This is a genomic window from Polaromonas potterensis, assembly GCF_033446725.1.
GTDB lineage: Bacteria > Pseudomonadota > Gammaproteobacteria > Burkholderiales > Burkholderiaceae_C > Polaromonas.
This window is the reverse complement of sequence record NZ_JAWQLX010000011.1, coordinates 1-15907: the sequence shown is the minus strand read 5'-3', so window position 1 is coordinate 15907 and position 15907 is coordinate 1. Positions and strand designations below refer to the sequence as shown.

The window sequence follows — 15907 nt, the reverse complement described above, 5'->3', positions numbered from 1 at the left end:
GGTCGTTTACCCGGCCGGCGCCGATGGCATCAGCAACTACCAAAACATGAGCACACCCACTTTCACCGTCGCCGACATCCGCAAGACCTTTCTTGATTTCTTCGCGTCCAAGGGCCATACCGTGGTGCCGTCCAGCTCGCTGGTGCCGGGCAACGACCCGACCCTGATGTTCACCAACTCGGGCATGGTGCAGTTCAAGGATGTGTTCCTCGGCACCGACAAACGCCCCTATGTGCGTGCGGCTTCGGTGCAGGCCTGCCTGCGTGCTGGCGGCAAACACAATGACCTGGAAAACGTGGGTTACACCGCGCGTCACCACACCTTTTTCGAGATGCTGGGCAACTGGAGTTTTGGAGACTACTTCAAGCGTGAATCGCTGAAGTGGGCCTGGGAGTTGCTGACCGAAGTCTACAAACTGCCGGCCGACCGCCTGCTGGCCACGGTCTACGAAGAGGACGACGAGGCCTACGACATCTGGACCAAGGAAATCGGCCTGCCACCGGAACGTGTGATCCGCATCGGCGACAACAAGGGTGGGCGCTACAAGTCCGACAACTTCTGGATGATGGCGGACACCGGGCCTTGCGGCCCTTGTTCTGAAATTTTCTACGACCACGGTGACCACATTGCCGGCGGCCCACCGGGCAGCCCGGATGAAGACGGTGACCGTTTCATCGAGATCTGGAACAACGTGTTCATGCAGTTCAACATGGCCGAAGACGGCTCCGTCTCGCCGCTGCCCGCACCCTGCGTGGACACCGGCATGGGGCTGGAGCGCCTGGCCGCCATCCTGCAGCACGTGCACAGCAACTACGAAATCGACATTTTTGCCGCGCTGATCAAGGCTGCCTCCCGCGAAACCGGTGAGCAAGACCTGGGCAACAAGAGTTTGTTCGTCATCGCTGACCATATTCGCGCGACGTCATTCCTGGTCAGCGACGGCGTGAACCCGTCCAACGAAGGCCGCGGTTATGTGCAGCGCCGCATCATTCGCCGCGCGATTCGCCACGGCTACAAGCTGGGCAAAAAGACGCCGTTTTTCCACAAACTGGTGGCCGAGCTGGTGGTGCAGATGGGTGATGCCTATCCCCGGCTCAAGGCCGAAGAAAAACGCATCACCGCAGTCCTCAAGGCCGAAGAAGAACGTTTCTTCGAAACGCTGGAAATCGGCATGACGATTCTGGACACGGCACTGGCCGGTGGCGCCAAGGTGTTGCCGGGTGAGGTGGCCTTCAAGCTGCACGATACCTATGGCTTCCCGCTGGATCTGTCGGCCGATGTCTGCCGCGAGCGTGGTGTGGAAGTTGATGAGGCCGGCTTCAGGGCCGCCATGGACAAACAGAAAAACCAGGCGCGTGCCGCCGGCAAGTTCAAGATGGACCGCGCGCTGGACTACACGGGCGAGGGCCATGCTTTCACGGGTTACGAGTTGCTGCAAGAGCCCGCCAAGGTCGTCGCGCTGTATGCCGACGGCGTGACCGTGCAGTCGCTGAATGCCGGGCAAAGCGGTGTGGTGGTCTTGAGTACGACGCCGTTTTATGCCGAAAGCGGCGGCCAGGTCGGCGACCAGGGCCGGCTGACGGCCGGTGGCGCGACCTTTACCGTGGAAGACACGCTGAAGATCAAGGCCGACGTGTTTGGCCACCATGGCACGCAGTCCGAAGGCACGCTCAAGGTTGGCGACACTGTGACGGCTCAGGTCAACACCGCCGTGCGTGCGGCCACTGTGCGCAACCACAGCGCCACCCACCTGATGCACAAGGCCTTGCGCGAAGTGCTGGGTGAGCATGTGCAGCAAAAGGGCTCGCTCGTCAACGCCGAACGCACGCGTTTTGACTTCACCCACAACGCACCGGTGACGGACGAGCAGATTCGCGAGATCGAAGCCCGTGTCAATGCCGAAATCTTGTCCAACGTGGCGACCGACGCCAGCGAGATGGATATGGAAGCCGCGCAGAAAACCGGCGCCATGATGCTTTTCGGTGAAAAATACGGCGACAAGGTGCGTGTGCTCAGCATTGGCTCCAGCAAGGAACTCTGCGGCGGTACCCACGTGACACGCACCGGCGACATCGGCCTGTTCAAGATCGTCGCCGAAAGCGGCGTGGCGGCAGGTGTACGCCGTGTCGAAGCCGTCACCGGTGACAACGCTCTGGCCTATTTGCAGTCGCTCGAATCCACCGTGCAGGCGGCGGCGGGCACACTCAAGGCCAGCCCCAGCGAGTTGCAAAACCGCATCGGCCAGGTGCTGGACCAGGTCAAGACGCTGGAAAAAGAAGTGGCCGCGCTCAAGGGCAAGCTGGCGTCATCCCAAGGCGACGAATTGATGGCGCAAGCCATCGATATCAAGGGCCTGAAAGTGCTGGCCGCGCGGCTTGAAGGCGCGGACGCCAAAACCTTGCGCGACACCATGGACAAGCTCAAGGACAAGCTGAAAACCGCGGTCATCGTGTTGGCCGCCGTGGACGGCGACAAGGTGCAGATCGCTGCTGGCGTGACGGCCGACAGCGTGGGCAAGGTCAAGGCCGGCGAACTCGTCAACTTTGTGGCCCAGCAAGTGGGCGGCAAAGGCGGCGGCAAGGCCGACATGGCCATGGCCGGCGGCACCGACGCATCCAAACTGGCTGAGGCGCTGAAATCGGTGCAGGCCTGGGTGGCCGAACGCGTCTGATCGCGCTTGACACCGCTTGACACCGCTTGACACCTGTTGCGCCCGCTGAACCAGCGGGCGCAACAAAACCCACTCAGGCAGCGACCCGATCCGCCAACTGCCGCAAACTCGCCACCGTGCGCAGACAGGCTTGCGCCACTTCCGTGCCTTTGACCAGGAAGTGCTCGCTGAAATAACGGCGATGTTCTTCGTGTTCATGGAAGTGGTGTGGCGTCAGCACGGCCGAGAACACCGGCACGCCGGTGTCGAGCTGCACGCGCATCAGGGCGCTGATCACGGCATCGGCCACAAACTCATGGCGGTAAATACCGCCGTCCACCACCAGGCCGCAGGCGACGATGGCGGTGTAGCAGCCGGTACGTGCCAGCAGTTGTGCATGCAGGGGGATTTCAAAAGCGCCCGGCACTTCAAACACATCGATGTCCGAGGGCGGCACGCCGTTTTTGGCCATTTCCGCCAGAAACGCATCGCGTCCCTGGTTGACGATGCCGGCATGCCAGCTGGCCTGGATAAAGGCATAACGGGCGGGATGGGGTGGGCGCTGAATAGCGGCCTGGGGAAGTCTGTCACTCATGGGTTTCTCCTGAAAACGGTAAGCAATAACCGGTATCAGGGCGCACGAGTCTACGGCCCGCCAGCAGGCCGGCGCTTTCGCACCAGCCCACGGCAGGGGCCATGAACTTCGCGATCTCTTTCATCCGGACTGTGACCGTCGGCTTCGGAGTTGAACCGAATCTGCTGACCCTGGCTTTGCTAACAAAGCCAGGCGCTCGCGGGCTGATGCGTTTGATCGCAAACACCGCCGGTGGGGAATCTCACCCCGCCCTGAGAACGCTTGCCCCGGATGGCTACGGGGACGGTTTATTCTAAAGCGGATAAAAAATTCACGTGTCGCCGGTGCTACCGCGCAGGCCAGCGGTAGCGCTGATGATCAGTTGATTTCAGCGATCAGTTCGATTTCAACGCAAGCACCCCGGGGGATTTGCGCCACACCAAAAGCGCTGCGGGCGTGGGCACCCTTGGCGCCAAAAACTTGCGCGAACAATTCGCTGGCGCCGTTGGTCACGAGGTGTTGTTCCGTGAACTCGCTGGTGGAGTTGACCAGGCTCATGAGTTTGACGATTTGTTTGACGTCGTTGAGGTCTTTACCCATGGCCACCAGGGCTGCGTGCAGGGTGCCCATCAGGTCGATGGCGATGGCGCGCGCTGCGGCCTGGCCTTCTTTTGTCTCCATGGTTTTACCGAGTTGGCCGACCCAGGGCTGGTCGTCCTTCTTGGCAATGTTGCCGCTCAGAAAAATCAGTTTGCCGGTCTGCATATAAGGCACATAAGCCGCGGCCGGCGTGGCGACGGGCGGCAGGGTGATGCCCAGGGTTTTGAGGGTGTCGTAAACGTTGGGCGAGGATGTGGTCATGGGAACTCCTGAAGCGCCATTCAAGCGCAGTTTGATGATAAAAAGTGCTCCCAGCCCTTGAGGGTTGGGCGCAATCAGCTATGAAAATGGTAGCGAGAGCGGGCGGACTCGCTGCCTGGCAGTTTAGCTGGTTGCGCCTGACCCAGGCGCGGGCGCTGTGTCCATGGGCGTCACGGTCACCGCCACGTCCAGCACATGGCGCGCGCCGCCGCGTATCACGCCACGCATGGGCGAGACGTCCAGAAAATCGCGGCCTGTGGCCAGGGTGATGTAGTCCTCGCCGGGTGGGCGATTGTTGGTCGGGTCGAAGTCCAGCCAGGCGCCAGTCCCATCGGCCGTGGTGCAATAAACCGAGGCCCAGGCGTGGGAGGCATCGCTGCCGATCAGGCGCGGCTGGCCGGGTGCCGGCTGGGTCAGCAGGTAGCCGCTGACATAACGCGCCGGCACACCCATGGCGCGGCAGCAGGCGACCATGATGTGGGCAAAGTCCTGGCACACCCCTTTGCCCAGTTGCAGGGCCTGCAGCGCGGGTGTGCCGACCTCGGTGCTGTCGCTCTCGTAACGCATGCTTTGGTGGATACGTTCCATCAGGGCTTGCGCAGCTTCCGGCAGCGGCCGGCCCGGGACAAAGCTGGGCCGTGCAAATTCCGCAAACTGGTCGTCGTAGGGTACATAAGGCGAGGCAAACACAAAATCGGCCGCGCTGTTGTAGCGGCCGCCGGCCTGGTAGCGAAATTGCTCACCCACCTCTTCCCAAGGCAGGCCCGGCTGGACGATGGGCGTTGGGACCTGCGTGGCGACCACACTGTCGGCCACCACGGTCAGCTGATTGTGCGGGGCATGCAGGGAAAAAAACGTGCGTATGTTGCCGTACACATCCGGCAGCTCGCGCAGTTGCGTCGGCTGCGGACTGATCGTGAGTTGGCGGTGCAGCAGTTGCTGGTTTGCCAGGCTGGCCGGTTTGAGATGCAGCACATGGTGGGCATGCTCCACGCTGGGCGTGTAGGTATACCGGGTTTCGTGGACGAGGTGAAGCAGCATGAGCGGGGTGGCGTTTTAGGCGCCCAGGCTGTGCGCGTCGGGCGCGGCGTGGCTGAAATAACGGCGGCTGAGGCTGTCCGACAGGGTGAATGCGGCCTGGCAGCATTGCACCAGGTGCGCCAGCAGCGCCTCGTCACGCTGCGCTTGCGGGGTGCTGGACTCGCACAAGTCGGCCAAGTTCCAGCTGCCGGGGTCGGGCAGGGCCGCGCCCAGGTCGGGTGGCGGCTGCGATGCTTCTGCGGTGTTTTGCGCCAGCCTGGCGAGCCGGCTGCGCAAGGTCTGGATCACCCCGCCTAACGCGCGCGGATTGTCGCGGTCGAGTACCAGCGCATCCAGCAGTGCCGGCACGTCGCGCTGCTGCTGGTAATGCGCACGGAACGTGATGCTGCTGTCGAACAGGGCGAGGATGGCGTCAAAGCCGCTGTCGTCGTGCACCGCGCCGGTTTCAAAACCGAGGATGAGCGCAGCGGCCAGTGTGTTCAGGCGCTCGAGATGACGACCTATGCTGAGCAGGCGCCAGCCGTCGTCGCGTGTCATACGGTCGGTTTGTGCGCCTGTCATGGCGGCCAGAAAACCGCTGGCCGATTCCAGCGCACGCAAGGCTTCCACCGATGAATATTCGAGGGCCGAAGGCGCCGGGTGATGGTGGCCGCTGAAGGCCTCGCAGCGCTTGAAAAAATCTGCCTCGGCGCGCACGATCACATGCCACTGCTCCTGCGACAAGCGCTCGCGCACTGTCGACGCCGTGTCCTTGAGTGCGCGCAGGTTGTAGCCAACGCTGGCGGTATGCGCGGTGTCGGTCAGGCCGGCGATCAGGGCGCGTTCGAACACGCGGCGCGCCTGCGTGGCCGGCGGGACAGAATGGGGCAGCAGGCCGTTTCTGAGCGCCAGCGCCGACAGCCAGGCCAGCAAGGCTTGCGAGGACTGGTCCTCGCCGCTCAGCGACTGCAAGGTCAGCTGGGCCAGGCGGATGACGTTTTCAGTGCGCTCGGTGTAGCGGCCCAGCCAGAACAGGTTTTCGGCGGCGCGGCTGCTCACCGGCGGCTTGTGCCGCGCCGGCAGGCTGGGCCAGACCAGCGGGGCGGTGTCAGCGGCGTTGGCCGAAGACGGCGTCGGCTCGGACAAGACCCAGACGTCGGCGCTGCTGCCGCCTTGTTGTATGGACGCCATGGTGTGGTCGGGGCCGCCCAGCCGCGCCAGCCCGCCCGGCAAGACCTGCCAGTCGCCCGCGCCGTCGGCCACGACAAACACACGCAGCATGGCGGTGCGCGGGGTGATTTTGTTGTCGTGCCAGGTCGGTGCCTGGGACAGCGGCAAATAGGCTTGCAGGGTGTAATCCTCGCTGCGTTTGACGAGGCGGTCGGCCCAGGCCTCGCGTTCAGCAAGCGACAGGTTTTGCGTAATCACCGATGTGATGCCGGCATCCGGATAGGTGCCCTTGATGACATGGTCCTGGAGCTGCGGCAGGGCCTGCTGCAGCGCGGCCTGTTCGCCGCACCACCAGGTGGGCAGCGAAGGCAAGGCCAGCGGCTCGTTCAGCAGATGGCGCGACAGCGCAGGCAAAAATCCCAGCAGCGCGCTGGATTCGAGAAAGGCCGAGCCCGGCGCGTTGGCGACCAGCACCTGGCCCGCACGTATCACCTGCAGCAGGCCGGGCACACCTAAGGTGGAGTCCGAGCGCAATTCAAGCGGGTCCAGAAACTCGTCGTCCAGGCGTGTGAGCAGGCCGTGTACGGGCTCCAGCCCCTGCAAGGTCTTGAGGTACAGCCTGTCATGACGCACCAGCAGGTCGCTGCCTTCGACCAGGCTCAAGCCGAGGTGGCGCGCCAGGTAGGCGTGTTCGAAATAGGTTTCGTGGTAGGGCCCGGGTGTCAGCAACACGATGCGGCTGTCTTCGCCGGGCGGGGCCGGGCTGGCTGCCTTCATGCCATCGACCAAGGCCTTGTAGGTCGCGGCCACACGTTGCACTTTCATGTCCCGGAAGGCCTGCGGGAACAGCCGCGAGATGGCGAGGCGATTTTCCAGCAGGTAGCCCAGGCCGGACGGCGCCTGGGTTTTTTGCGAGACCACCCACCAGTGGCCGTCCGGACCACGCGCGAGGTCGAAGGCCGCGATCCGCAAAAACGTGCCACCCACCGGCAACACGCCGTGCATGGTACGCAGGTAGCCGGGGTGGCCTTGCACCAGCGCTGCGGGCAGCAGGCCTTGTTGCAGCAACTGCTGCGGGCCGTAAACGTCGGCCATGATGCGGTCCAGCAGCCGGGCGCGCTGGCGGACGCCGCTGGCGATCTGCGTCCAGTCCTGGGCGGAAAGAATCAGCGGAAACAGGTCCAGCGACCAGGGCCGCTGCGGGCCGTGGGCATCGGCGTACACGTTGTAGCTCACGTCGTTGTCGCGGATTTGCCGATGCAGGTTGGTGGTGCGGTGGTTCAGATCGTCCAAGCCCTCGGGGCCCAGCAAGTCAAAAAAATGGTGCCAGTGGGGGGCCAGCGCCGCTTTAGAGGGCTGGGCCGCGGGCGCGCCGTGAAGCTCGTCAAAATGGTCGTCAGCGGCTGGCAGCGCCAGCGCGGCTGCGAGAGGGGAGGGGTTGTTTTTCACGGTGTTCCCAGTATGCCTTTCTGCGCGTCCCCGGTCTCGCTTGACGGTGGTGGGATGCATAGAAACAAGGCCCAGGATAGTCCTGCTCCCGCAAGCACGGCTTTGAGGTTTTAATACAGGCAGGGCGCACAGCGCGCCCTTGAACAGCTTCGTTCCGCGGGTACACAAGTCGTCAAACAGGGGAGGCCAGTGCGTCGAATGATGTCAGCCACACCGCCAGGCAGGCTGCTGAGCCTGTTTTTTTGCGGCTTTGTTGCGGGCGCAGCCCTTCAGTTGCAGCAGCGGGCGCTGCTGGACACCTGGCTGTATGCCGCTTTAGTGGCCCTGGTGCTGGCCTTGGCCGCCGGGGTGGCGCGCTGGTGGATGGGCGGGAAAGCCGTGTTTCCGCTCGTCGGTGCGGCGACGCTTTTGCTGGCGCTGGTTTTTGGCTTCGGGCTGACAGGCCTGCGCGCCGCGATTTTTCAGGCCGGCGCGCTGGACCCGGCGCTGGAAGGCAAAGACATCACGGTGACCGGCCGGGTGCTGGCCATGCCGCAACGCAGTGAGGACGGCCTGCGTTTTCGTTTTGCCGTCGCGTCTGCCCGTCTGGACGGGCAACCCGTGGTGTTGCCGGCGCAGATCTACCTGGGCTGGTATGCCGGTTTTGGCGGCCGGGAGGCTACGCCTTCCACCACCGCACCGGACAACCCTGAGGCCGAGGCTACACCGGCCGCGACATTGGCGTTGCAACGCCAGCCGCAAACCCTGCGTGCGGGGGAAACATGGCGCATGACGGTGCGCCTGAAGGCGCCGCACGGCAACAGCAATCCGCATGGCTTTGATTACGAACTCTGGTTGTGGGAACAAGGCTTGCAGGCCACGGGTTATGTGCGCGTGGGGTCGCATGATGTGCCGCCCATCAAACTGGCCGATGGCTGGCGCCACCCGGTCGAACGGGCGCGCCAGTCGGTGCGCGATGCGGTGTTTGCGCGTGTGGCCGACCGCCAACTGGCCGGCGTGGTGGCGGCCTTGCTGGTCGGCGACCAAAACGCCATAGAGCGCGCGGACTGGGATGTGTTTCGCGCCACTGGTGTGGCTCATTTGATGAGTATTTCCGGGCTTCATATCACGATGTTTGCCTGGTTGGCGGCGCGCGGCATCGCCTGGCTGTGGCGGCGGTCTGTGCGCTGGACGCCACGCTTGTGCCTGGCTTGGCCGGCCAGCACCGCCGGCGCCTGGGGCGGCCTGCTGCTGGCGGCGGCTTATGCGCTGTTTTCGGGCTGGGGTGTGCCGGCGCAACGCACGGTCTGGATGCTGGCGGTAGTGGTTTTGCTGCGCCAAAGCGGCAAGCGTTGGCCGTGGCCGCAAGTCTGTCTGTTGGCCATGGCGGCGGTGGTGGCCTTAGACCCCTGGGCCTTGATGCAGGCAGGGTTCTGGTTGTCTTTTGTGGCGGTGAGTGTGCTCTTTGCCGCCGGGCCGCCCCAAGGCAAAGAGGCCCCCTCGGGGGGAAGGGAGCCACATGCAGTGGGCGAGCGTGGAGGTGAGTTTGCTACGGATTCAGGAGCTGGTAGCGGCCATGGGGAAAGGACTGGAGGCCAATTTGATGCTGAAAGCAAGTCCTTTTCTGACTGGCGCATGCCCTGGCTGGCACGAGCCGCGGGCGCATTGGGGCGCGCCGCGCGTGAGCAATGGGTGGTCACGCTGGCGCTCACGCCTTTGTCGCTGCTGTTGTTCAACCAGGGCTCGCTGGTTGGCCTGCTGGCCAATGCGCTGGCGATTCCCTGGGTGACCTTGCTGGTGACGCCGTTGACCATGTTAGGTGTGGTCTGGGCCCCGGCCTGGGATGGCGCGGCGGCGGCCGTGGCCGGGCTGATGGTGTTTTTGCAGTGGCTGGCCGCCTGGCCGCTGGCCAGCATCAGTGTGGCGGCTGCGCCGCTGTGGTGTGCGTTGGCGGGTGTGGCCGGCGGCGTGTTGCTGGCGATGCGCCTGCCCTGGCACTGGCGGGTGCTGGGTGTGCCGCTGTTGCTGCCGGTCTTGTTGTGGCAGGCGTTGCGGCCGGTTGACGGTCAGTTTGAGCTGCTGGCCGCCGACGTGGGGCAGGGCAATGCCTTGCTGGTTCGCACCGCCGGCCACACCCTGGTGTATGACACCGGCCCGCGTTTTTCGCGCGAAAGTGATGCCGGGCACCGGGTGCTGGTGCCTTTGCTGCGGGCTTTCGGCGAACGCGTGGACACCGTCATGCTGAGCCACCGGGACAGCGACCACATTGGCGGCGCACCAGCCGTGCTGGCCATGCAGCCGCAGGCGGCCCTGCTCAGTTCCATCGAAGCGACTCATCCGCTGCAGGCCTTGCGCCCCTCGACACCTTGTGTGGCCGGCCAGCGCTGGTGGTGGGATGGTGTTCAATTTGACGTGTTGCATCCGGCGGTAGAGGACTACGCCTTGCCGGCCAAGTCCAACGCCATGAGTTGTGTGCTGCGTATCTCCAATGGCCAAAACAGTGTTTTGCTGGCCGGCGACATCGAGCTGGCGCAGGAGCAGCGCCTGGTGGCGGCGGGCGCAACTATCCAAGCCGATGTGCTGCTGGTGCCGCACCACGGCAGCAAGACCTCGTCCAGCGCGGTGTTTCTGGATGCCGTGCAGCCCCGGCTGGCGCTGGCGCAGGCCGGTTACCGCAACCGCTTTGGCCATCCGGCAGCGCCTGTGCTGGCGCGTTACCACGAACGCGGCATTGCGGTGTTTGTATCCCCGGTGTGCGGCGCGGCCACCTGGTCCAGCCAGCAGCCGGAGCTGATCCGCTGCCAGCGGCAGGTGGGCCTGCGTTACTGGCACCACCAGCTTTCGCCGCAAACGCCTGAGACGCGCAAATAGGGCGCTGCCCTACAGCTTGCTGGCGCATTCCTTGCTAAGCTGGATACACCGACATACTCAAGACACATTCCGGAGATAAGCCGATGAGCCGACTCAAGTTTGACGAGATGAATACCGCCGACAGCGGCGTGCGCGAACATTACCAGGGCTACCAGCGCTGGCTGGCGCGGCAGCCGGCTCCGGTCATGCAGGCCAGGCGGGCCGAGGCGGAGATGATTTTTCGCCGGGTCGGCATCACGTTTGCGGTGTATGGCGACAAGGATGACGGCAACCTTGACACAGGCGGGACCGAAAGGCTGATTCCGTTTGACTTGATCCCCCGCATCATCCCGGCACATGAATGGAAAAAAATGGAGTTAGGCCTGGTGCAACGTGTCACCGCGCTGAACCGTTTTATCCACGACGTCTACCACGGCCAGGAAATCGTCAAGGCCGGCGTGATTCCGTCCGAGCAGATTTTCCAGAACGCGCAGTTTCGCCCTGAAATGATGGGCGTGAACGTGCCCGGCAACATCTACTCGCACATCAGCGGCATCGACATCGTGCGTGCGCCTAACGCGCAAGGCGAGGGCGAATATTACGTGCTGGAAGACAACCTGCGGGTGCCCAGCGGCGTCAGCTACATGCTGGAAGACCGCAAGATGATGATGCGGCTGTTTCCCGACCTGTTCAGCGAAAACCGCGTGGCGCCGGTGGCGCATTACCCCGATTTGTTGCTGGAGACCCTGCGCGAGAGCTCACCGGCGCACCGCGCCGAACCCACCGTGGTGGTGCTGACGCCCGGCATGTACAACGCGGCTTATTTCGAACACGCTTTCCTGGCGCAACAAATGGGCGTGGAGCTGGTCGAGGGCCAAGACCTGTTTGTCAAAGACAACTTTGTGTACATGCGCACCACACGCGGCCCCAAACGTGTGGATGTGATTTACCGCCGCGTGGATGACGATTTTCTCGACCCGCTGGCCTTTCGGCCGACCTCGACGCTGGGCTGCGCCGGCCTGCTTAATGTCTACCGCAGCGGCAATGTGGCCTTGTGCAACGCCATCGGCACGGGTGTGGCGGACGACAAGTCCATCTACCCTTATGTGCCGAAAATGATTGAGTTCTACCTCGGCGAAAAACCCATCCTGAACAATGTGCCGACCTATATGTGCCGCAACCCGGACGACCTCAAATACACGCTGGCCCACATGAAGGACCTGGTGATCAAGGAAGTGCATGGTGCCGGCGGTTACGGCATGCTGGTCGGCCCGGCGTCTACCAAGGCCGAGATCGAGGACTTCCGCCAAGCCGTGTTGGCCAACCCGGCCGGCTACATCGCCCAACCGACGCTGAGCTTGTCGACCTGCCCAACCTATGTCGACAGCGGCATCGCGCCGCGCCACATCGACCTGCGGCCTTTTGTGCTGAGCGGAAAAACCGTGCAGATGGTGCCGGGCGGGCTGACCCGTGTGGCGCTGAAAGACGGCTCGCTGGTGGTCAACTCCTCGCAAGGGGGCGGCACCAAGGACACCTGGGTGCTGGAAGCGTCGCTCACATTGGGTCAGTCGCCAAGCCAGTCGCTGGCATCGCTTTAAGGGAGTTCACATGCTGTCAAGAACCGCCGATCACCTTTTCTGGATGTCCCGTTACACAGAGCGCGCTGGCGATATGCCGAAGGCATTCGGGGGGATGACTCGTCAATTGCGCGCAGCGCTTGTGACGTCATCACCAAAACACGCAAAGCGCGCCAGCGCTTTCGGTGTTTGAGGCCAAGGAGAAAAAATGTTATCTAGAACCGCCGATCACCTATTCTGGATGTCCCGCTACACAGAACGCGCCGAAAACACCGCGCGTATGCTGGACGTCAACTACCAGACCTCGTTGTTGCCGCAATCGGCGGCGGTGGCGCAGGTCGGCTGGCAGGGGCTGCTGAGCATCAGTGAGCTGTCGGACGCCTACGAAAAAAAATACGGCGCGATCAACGCACGTGACGTGATGGACTTCATGGTGCACGACGAGAAAAATTCGTCCAGCATCGTCTCCTGCCTGAAAAACGCGCGCGAAAATGCGCGCTCCGTTCGCGGCACCTTGACCACCGAAGTCTGGGAGACACAAAACCAGACTTACCTTGAGGTGTTGCGCATGTTGCGTGAGGGTGAGTTTGAGCGTGACCCGGGCCAGTTCTTCGAGTGGGTGAAGTTTCGCTCACACCTCTCGCGTGGCGTCACCGTGGGCACCATGTTGCAGGACGAGGCCTTGCATTTCATGCGCCTGGGGACTTTCCTGGAGCGCGCAGACAACACGGCACGCCTGGTCGATGTGAAGTTTCATGCGCTGCAAAGCGACTTTTACGGCACCGCCAGCGTGAAGGACCAAGAGTATGACTTCTACCACTGGAGCGCGATTTTGCGCAGCGTCAGCGCCTTCGAAATTTACCGCCGGGTCTACCGCAACGTGATCAAGCCCGAACGGGTGGCCGAGTTGCTGATCCTGCGCGCCGACATGCCGCGTTCGCTGGCGGCCAGTCTGCAAGAGGTGGTGAGCAACCTGCAAAGGGTGACCGACGACCAGACCTGCGAGACGGTGCGCCGCGCCGGCAAGCTCAGTGCCGACCTGCAGTACGCGCGCATTGACGAAATCCTGGCTACCGGCCTGCACGCCTACCTGACGCAGTTTCTGGACCGCGTCAATGCCTTGGGTGCGGCCATCAGCCGTGATTTTCTGATGCCGGCGACCACGTGAACGATGAGCACACAGCGGCCGCCGCGCCGGGCCGCCCCAAGCAAGGCCAGCCCCCTCGGGGGGCGTCCTTCGACGGGCTCAGGACGATCGGGAAAGCGAAGCGAACGTGGGGGCGACGGCCGCAGCGCCGGGCCGCCCCAAGCAAGGCCAGCCTCCTCGGAGGGCAGAGAGTTACGCGAAGCGAACGAACGTGGGGGCCACTTAATTCATGAAGCTGCACGTCAAACACACCACCGACTACCGCTACACCGAGCCACTGCGTTACGCGGTGCAAACGATGTGGCTCACGCCGCAGTCGGGACCGGCGCAAACCGTGCATTTCTGGAGCCTGGGCGCACCCGAACAACTGTTTGAACAACGCGACGCTTTTGGCAACAGCGTTCATTCCTACACCTTCGTCGGCCAGGTCGCCGACAACGTGCGCTGGAGCCTGGTCAATGCCGCGGGCGATGTGGAAACGTTCGGTGTGGCCGAGTTCACCGATGCGGACACCCTGCCGCACCCGGCTTTTTTCCTGCGTTCCACTTCGCTGGCCGCGCCGCATGTCCGCCTGGCCGAGTTCGGCCGCGGCTTTGTCACCGCACCGGCAGTCGAGGGACGTGTCGACTTGAGCATGCTTTTGGCCCTCAGCCAAGGTGTGGCGGGCGCAGTCAGCTATCTAAAAAATAGCACGAATGTCACCACCACGGCGCTGCAGGCGTTTGAAGCGGGGGCTGGCGTGTGCCAGGACCAGGCCCATGTGATGGTGGCGATTTGCCGCAGCCTGGGGATTCCGGCGCGTTATGTTAGCGGTTATTTTTACGCCGCCAACGAACCCGACCTGGCCAGCCATGCCTGGTGTGATGTGTGCCTGGATGTGGCCACGCGCCGCTGGGCCAGCATCGATGTGACCCACAGCTGCCTGATCGACGAGCGCCATGTGCGCCTGGCCATGGGCACCGACTACAACGCCTGCCCGCCTATCAAGGGCGTGCGGCAGGGCGGGGGCGAGGAGAGCATGACGGTGGAGATCACGATTGAGCCGGTTTGACGAGGGCGTGGACGTCTCCTGGCTTGCCGCATAACCATCTGCATCTGATATTGCGAGCTACTTCGGTCAGTTTCTTGCCGTTTGGAGGGAGTCCATATATGAGTGGTTAGCCCTCATTTCGGCTCTAGGAATTTTTCCATCTGCTCCGCAGTAGCAGACTTCATTTGATAGCTCCAGACGGGAGTTCCGGGATAGCCGTTGTCGTTTATGCCTCATGCTTCAACCCCGAATTGCCGAGCGGGTGGGTCGTTGAATCAAAGAAGTAGATGTTCTTGCCTTTGATCTCTGCAAGCACCCGAGATTTGAAAAGAAGTATTTCCTCTGGCCCCTGCAGCGGCCAGACTCCAATTGCAATAGAGGTCACATTGCCATCACGCAAAGCGTTTAATAGATGCTGGTCATAGTCCTTATGGAGAGAATGGCCTATGACCACTATGTTTCCATCTATGGATTGCAGCTTTTCAAACGAAAAACGCAGATAGTCGTTCCGCTTGATTCTTGAGAGTTTTCTTTCGGAGGAACCCTCCGAAATGAAAAGTGGGAAGTACTCTGGGTGATCGAGATCAAAAAGTTCCGCAAGCGAATTAATTCCATTTGCTGTTAGTTTCTTCGTTTTTCCGTCCGGCAGCTCAACCAAATGAATTGCCCCATGCAGATAAGAAATGACGCATCTATCTGCATTGACTTCGGTATTGCTTGGGTCGAACGTATTTCCCTTCCCCCAGAAGAGGTCTTTGAATCGCCCGACCTCTTCCTGCATGATTGCCCAATAGGGAATCAAGTCGTAGTTGGTTGTGAATATATTCCTGAAACTACGAAACGATATGTTTATAGCTGTCAGGCTATTGAATCCATGAGGGACGTGGGAGTAATTAACTGCAGCAGCGAGTGCATTCTTTGTGCTGTTGTAAAGGGCATCAATCTGCGCCTGCTGAGGAGAATCTAGCTGCACATCAACCAGACGAGCATGAAAGAGCACTCGCAGTACATCTTCGAAATTATTCGAACCGAGGCGCTCGAAAAGCGCAGTGCTATTCGCGTCGAGCGACGGTTCAACTTCATCGCTCTTCGCTACTTCGTAGAGACTTTTATATCCAAATTTTGGCCATATGTTCATGCTGAAGCCATTGCCGAGCAAGAGAGACTGCCACAACTCTCCCGCGATCTCGCTCCAAGGTATCAATTGGGAGTCAATTTGCTGTTCTGGCACTGTGTTTCCTCTAAGGCATAACAAGATGTATGTCGTAATCCCTGCGAGTCAATCTGGACATCCGATCCTCCGGACGCTGGCTTGTATGTTTGACTTGCGATGCATATGCTGTCAATTCATGCCTTTATGAGCCAAACCATGAGATCCGGCGGCCCGCCTGCGCCGTCCAACTGTCCCCTGGATCGGCTTTGCGAGCGGTGACTGTACTTGCCTTGCTTCCGGAGGGCAGAGATGGATTCGCTGTACGGAATACGAAGGGACTTCCCACTTCACGGTAGCGGCATCAAGTGCCAAGATTGGGTTGTTGAATTCAATCTGAAACCTATATGAAGGAGAAGTCCCATGCGCGAGATTACACGAGTTGGCGTT

11 protein-coding genes and 1 riboswitch are annotated in these 15907 nt (G+C 62.0%); of the genes, 6 read left to right on the top strand and 5 right to left on the bottom strand.

Translation table 11 applies throughout. The features are described 5' to 3' along the window. The first annotated feature begins 46 nt into the window (after positions 1-46). Positions 47-2671, top strand: coding sequence for an alanine--tRNA ligase (gene alaS / locus R6254_RS18205; protein ID WP_318408939.1), 2625 nt, complete (start codon positions 47-49; stop codon positions 2669-2671). Positions 2672-2744: 73 nt separating this feature from the next. Here the strand turns inward: alaS and R6254_RS18200 are convergent, their stop codons facing one another. The 4 genes from R6254_RS18200 to R6254_RS18185 all read right to left on the bottom strand — a co-directional run bounded on the left by R6254_RS18200 (position 2745) and on the right by R6254_RS18185 (position 7784). Next, complete coding sequence (locus R6254_RS18200) at positions 2745-3245, bottom strand: 6,7-dimethyl-8-ribityllumazine synthase (protein WP_318408938.1); 501 nt, start codon at positions 3243-3245, stop codon at positions 2745-2747. A gap of 108 nt (positions 3246-3353) precedes the next feature. After that, a riboswitch (FMN riboswitch) is annotated at positions 3354-3508 on the bottom strand. A 94-nt stretch (positions 3509-3602) separates the two neighbouring features. Continuing rightward, positions 3603-4085 carry a RidA family protein gene (locus R6254_RS18195; protein WP_318408936.1) on the bottom strand — a complete coding sequence of 161 codons (483 nt, stop codon included), beginning with the start codon at positions 4083-4085 and terminating at the stop codon, positions 3603-3605. Positions 4086-4208: 123 nt separating this feature from the next. Further along, positions 4209-5126, bottom strand: a complete 918-nt coding sequence (locus R6254_RS18190; RefSeq protein WP_318408934.1) for a transglutaminase family protein — start codon at positions 5124-5126, stop codon at positions 4209-4211. A 15-nt stretch (positions 5127-5141) separates the two neighbouring features. After that, entirely contained in the window at positions 5142-7784 is a 2643-nt protein-coding gene (locus tag R6254_RS18185) for a circularly permuted type 2 ATP-grasp protein (RefSeq protein ID WP_412103193.1), read from the bottom strand. Between the two features lie 138 nt (positions 7785-7922). Between R6254_RS18185 and R6254_RS18180 the strand changes: the two genes are divergently transcribed. The 5 genes from R6254_RS18180 (at position 7923) to R6254_RS18165 (ending at position 14328) form a co-directional block, all read left to right on the top strand. After that, on the top strand, positions 7923-10574 hold the full coding sequence (locus R6254_RS18180) for a DNA internalization-related competence protein ComEC/Rec2 (RefSeq protein ID WP_318408932.1): 2652 nt from the start codon (positions 7923-7925) through the stop codon (positions 10572-10574). An 83-nt stretch (positions 10575-10657) separates the two neighbouring features. Next, positions 10658-12151: a circularly permuted type 2 ATP-grasp protein gene (locus tag R6254_RS18175; RefSeq protein WP_318408930.1), complete on the top strand. Its 1494-nt coding sequence runs from the start codon at positions 10658-10660 to the stop codon at positions 12149-12151. Positions 12152-12161: 10 nt separating this feature from the next. Continuing rightward, positions 12162-12323: an alpha-E domain-containing protein gene (locus R6254_RS21975; protein ID WP_412103192.1), complete on the top strand. Its 162-nt coding sequence runs from the start codon at positions 12162-12164 to the stop codon at positions 12321-12323. Between the two features lie 15 nt (positions 12324-12338). Continuing rightward, on the top strand, positions 12339-13298 hold the full coding sequence (locus R6254_RS18170; protein ID WP_318408928.1) for an alpha-E domain-containing protein: 960 nt from the start codon (positions 12339-12341) through the stop codon (positions 13296-13298). 208 nt (positions 13299-13506) lie between these two features. After that, positions 13507-14328, top strand: coding sequence for a transglutaminase family protein (locus tag R6254_RS18165; RefSeq protein WP_318408926.1), 822 nt, complete (start codon positions 13507-13509; stop codon positions 14326-14328). 205 nt (positions 14329-14533) lie between these two features. Here the strand turns inward: R6254_RS18165 and R6254_RS18160 are convergent, their stop codons facing one another. Then, a complete protein-coding gene (locus R6254_RS18160) occupies positions 14534-15538 on the bottom strand; it encodes a DUF4917 family protein (RefSeq protein WP_318408924.1) in 1005 nt (334 codons plus the stop codon). Positions 15539-15907: the final 369 nt, after the last annotated feature.

Bases quoted from the DNA above. Each gene is read 5' to 3' on its own strand.
- R6254_RS18190 (WP_318408934.1), bottom strand. From the start codon at position 5,126: ATGCTGCTTCACCTCGTCCACGAAACCCGGTATACCTACACGCCCAGC.
- alaS (WP_318408939.1), top strand. From the start codon at position 47: ATGAGCACACCCACTTTCACCGTCGCCGACATCCGCAAGACCTTTCTT.
- R6254_RS18165 (WP_318408926.1), top strand. From the start codon at position 13,507: ATGAAGCTGCACGTCAAACACACCACCGACTACCGCTACACCGAGCCA.
- R6254_RS18195 (WP_318408936.1), bottom strand. From the start codon at position 4,085: ATGACCACATCCTCGCCCAACGTTTACGACACCCTCAAAACCCTGGGC.
- R6254_RS21975 (WP_412103192.1), top strand. From the start codon at position 12,162: ATGCTGTCAAGAACCGCCGATCACCTTTTCTGGATGTCCCGTTACACA.
- R6254_RS18180 (WP_318408932.1), top strand. From the start codon at position 7,923: ATGATGTCAGCCACACCGCCAGGCAGGCTGCTGAGCCTGTTTTTTTGC.
- R6254_RS18175 (WP_318408930.1), top strand. From the start codon at position 10,658: ATGAGCCGACTCAAGTTTGACGAGATGAATACCGCCGACAGCGGCGTG.
- R6254_RS18200 (WP_318408938.1), bottom strand. From the start codon at position 3,245: ATGAGTGACAGACTTCCCCAGGCCGCTATTCAGCGCCCACCCCATCCC.
- R6254_RS18185 (WP_412103193.1), bottom strand. From the start codon at position 7,784: ATGCATCCCACCACCGTCAAGCGAGACCGGGGACGCGCAGAAAGGCAT.
- R6254_RS18170 (WP_318408928.1), top strand. From the start codon at position 12,339: ATGTTATCTAGAACCGCCGATCACCTATTCTGGATGTCCCGCTACACA.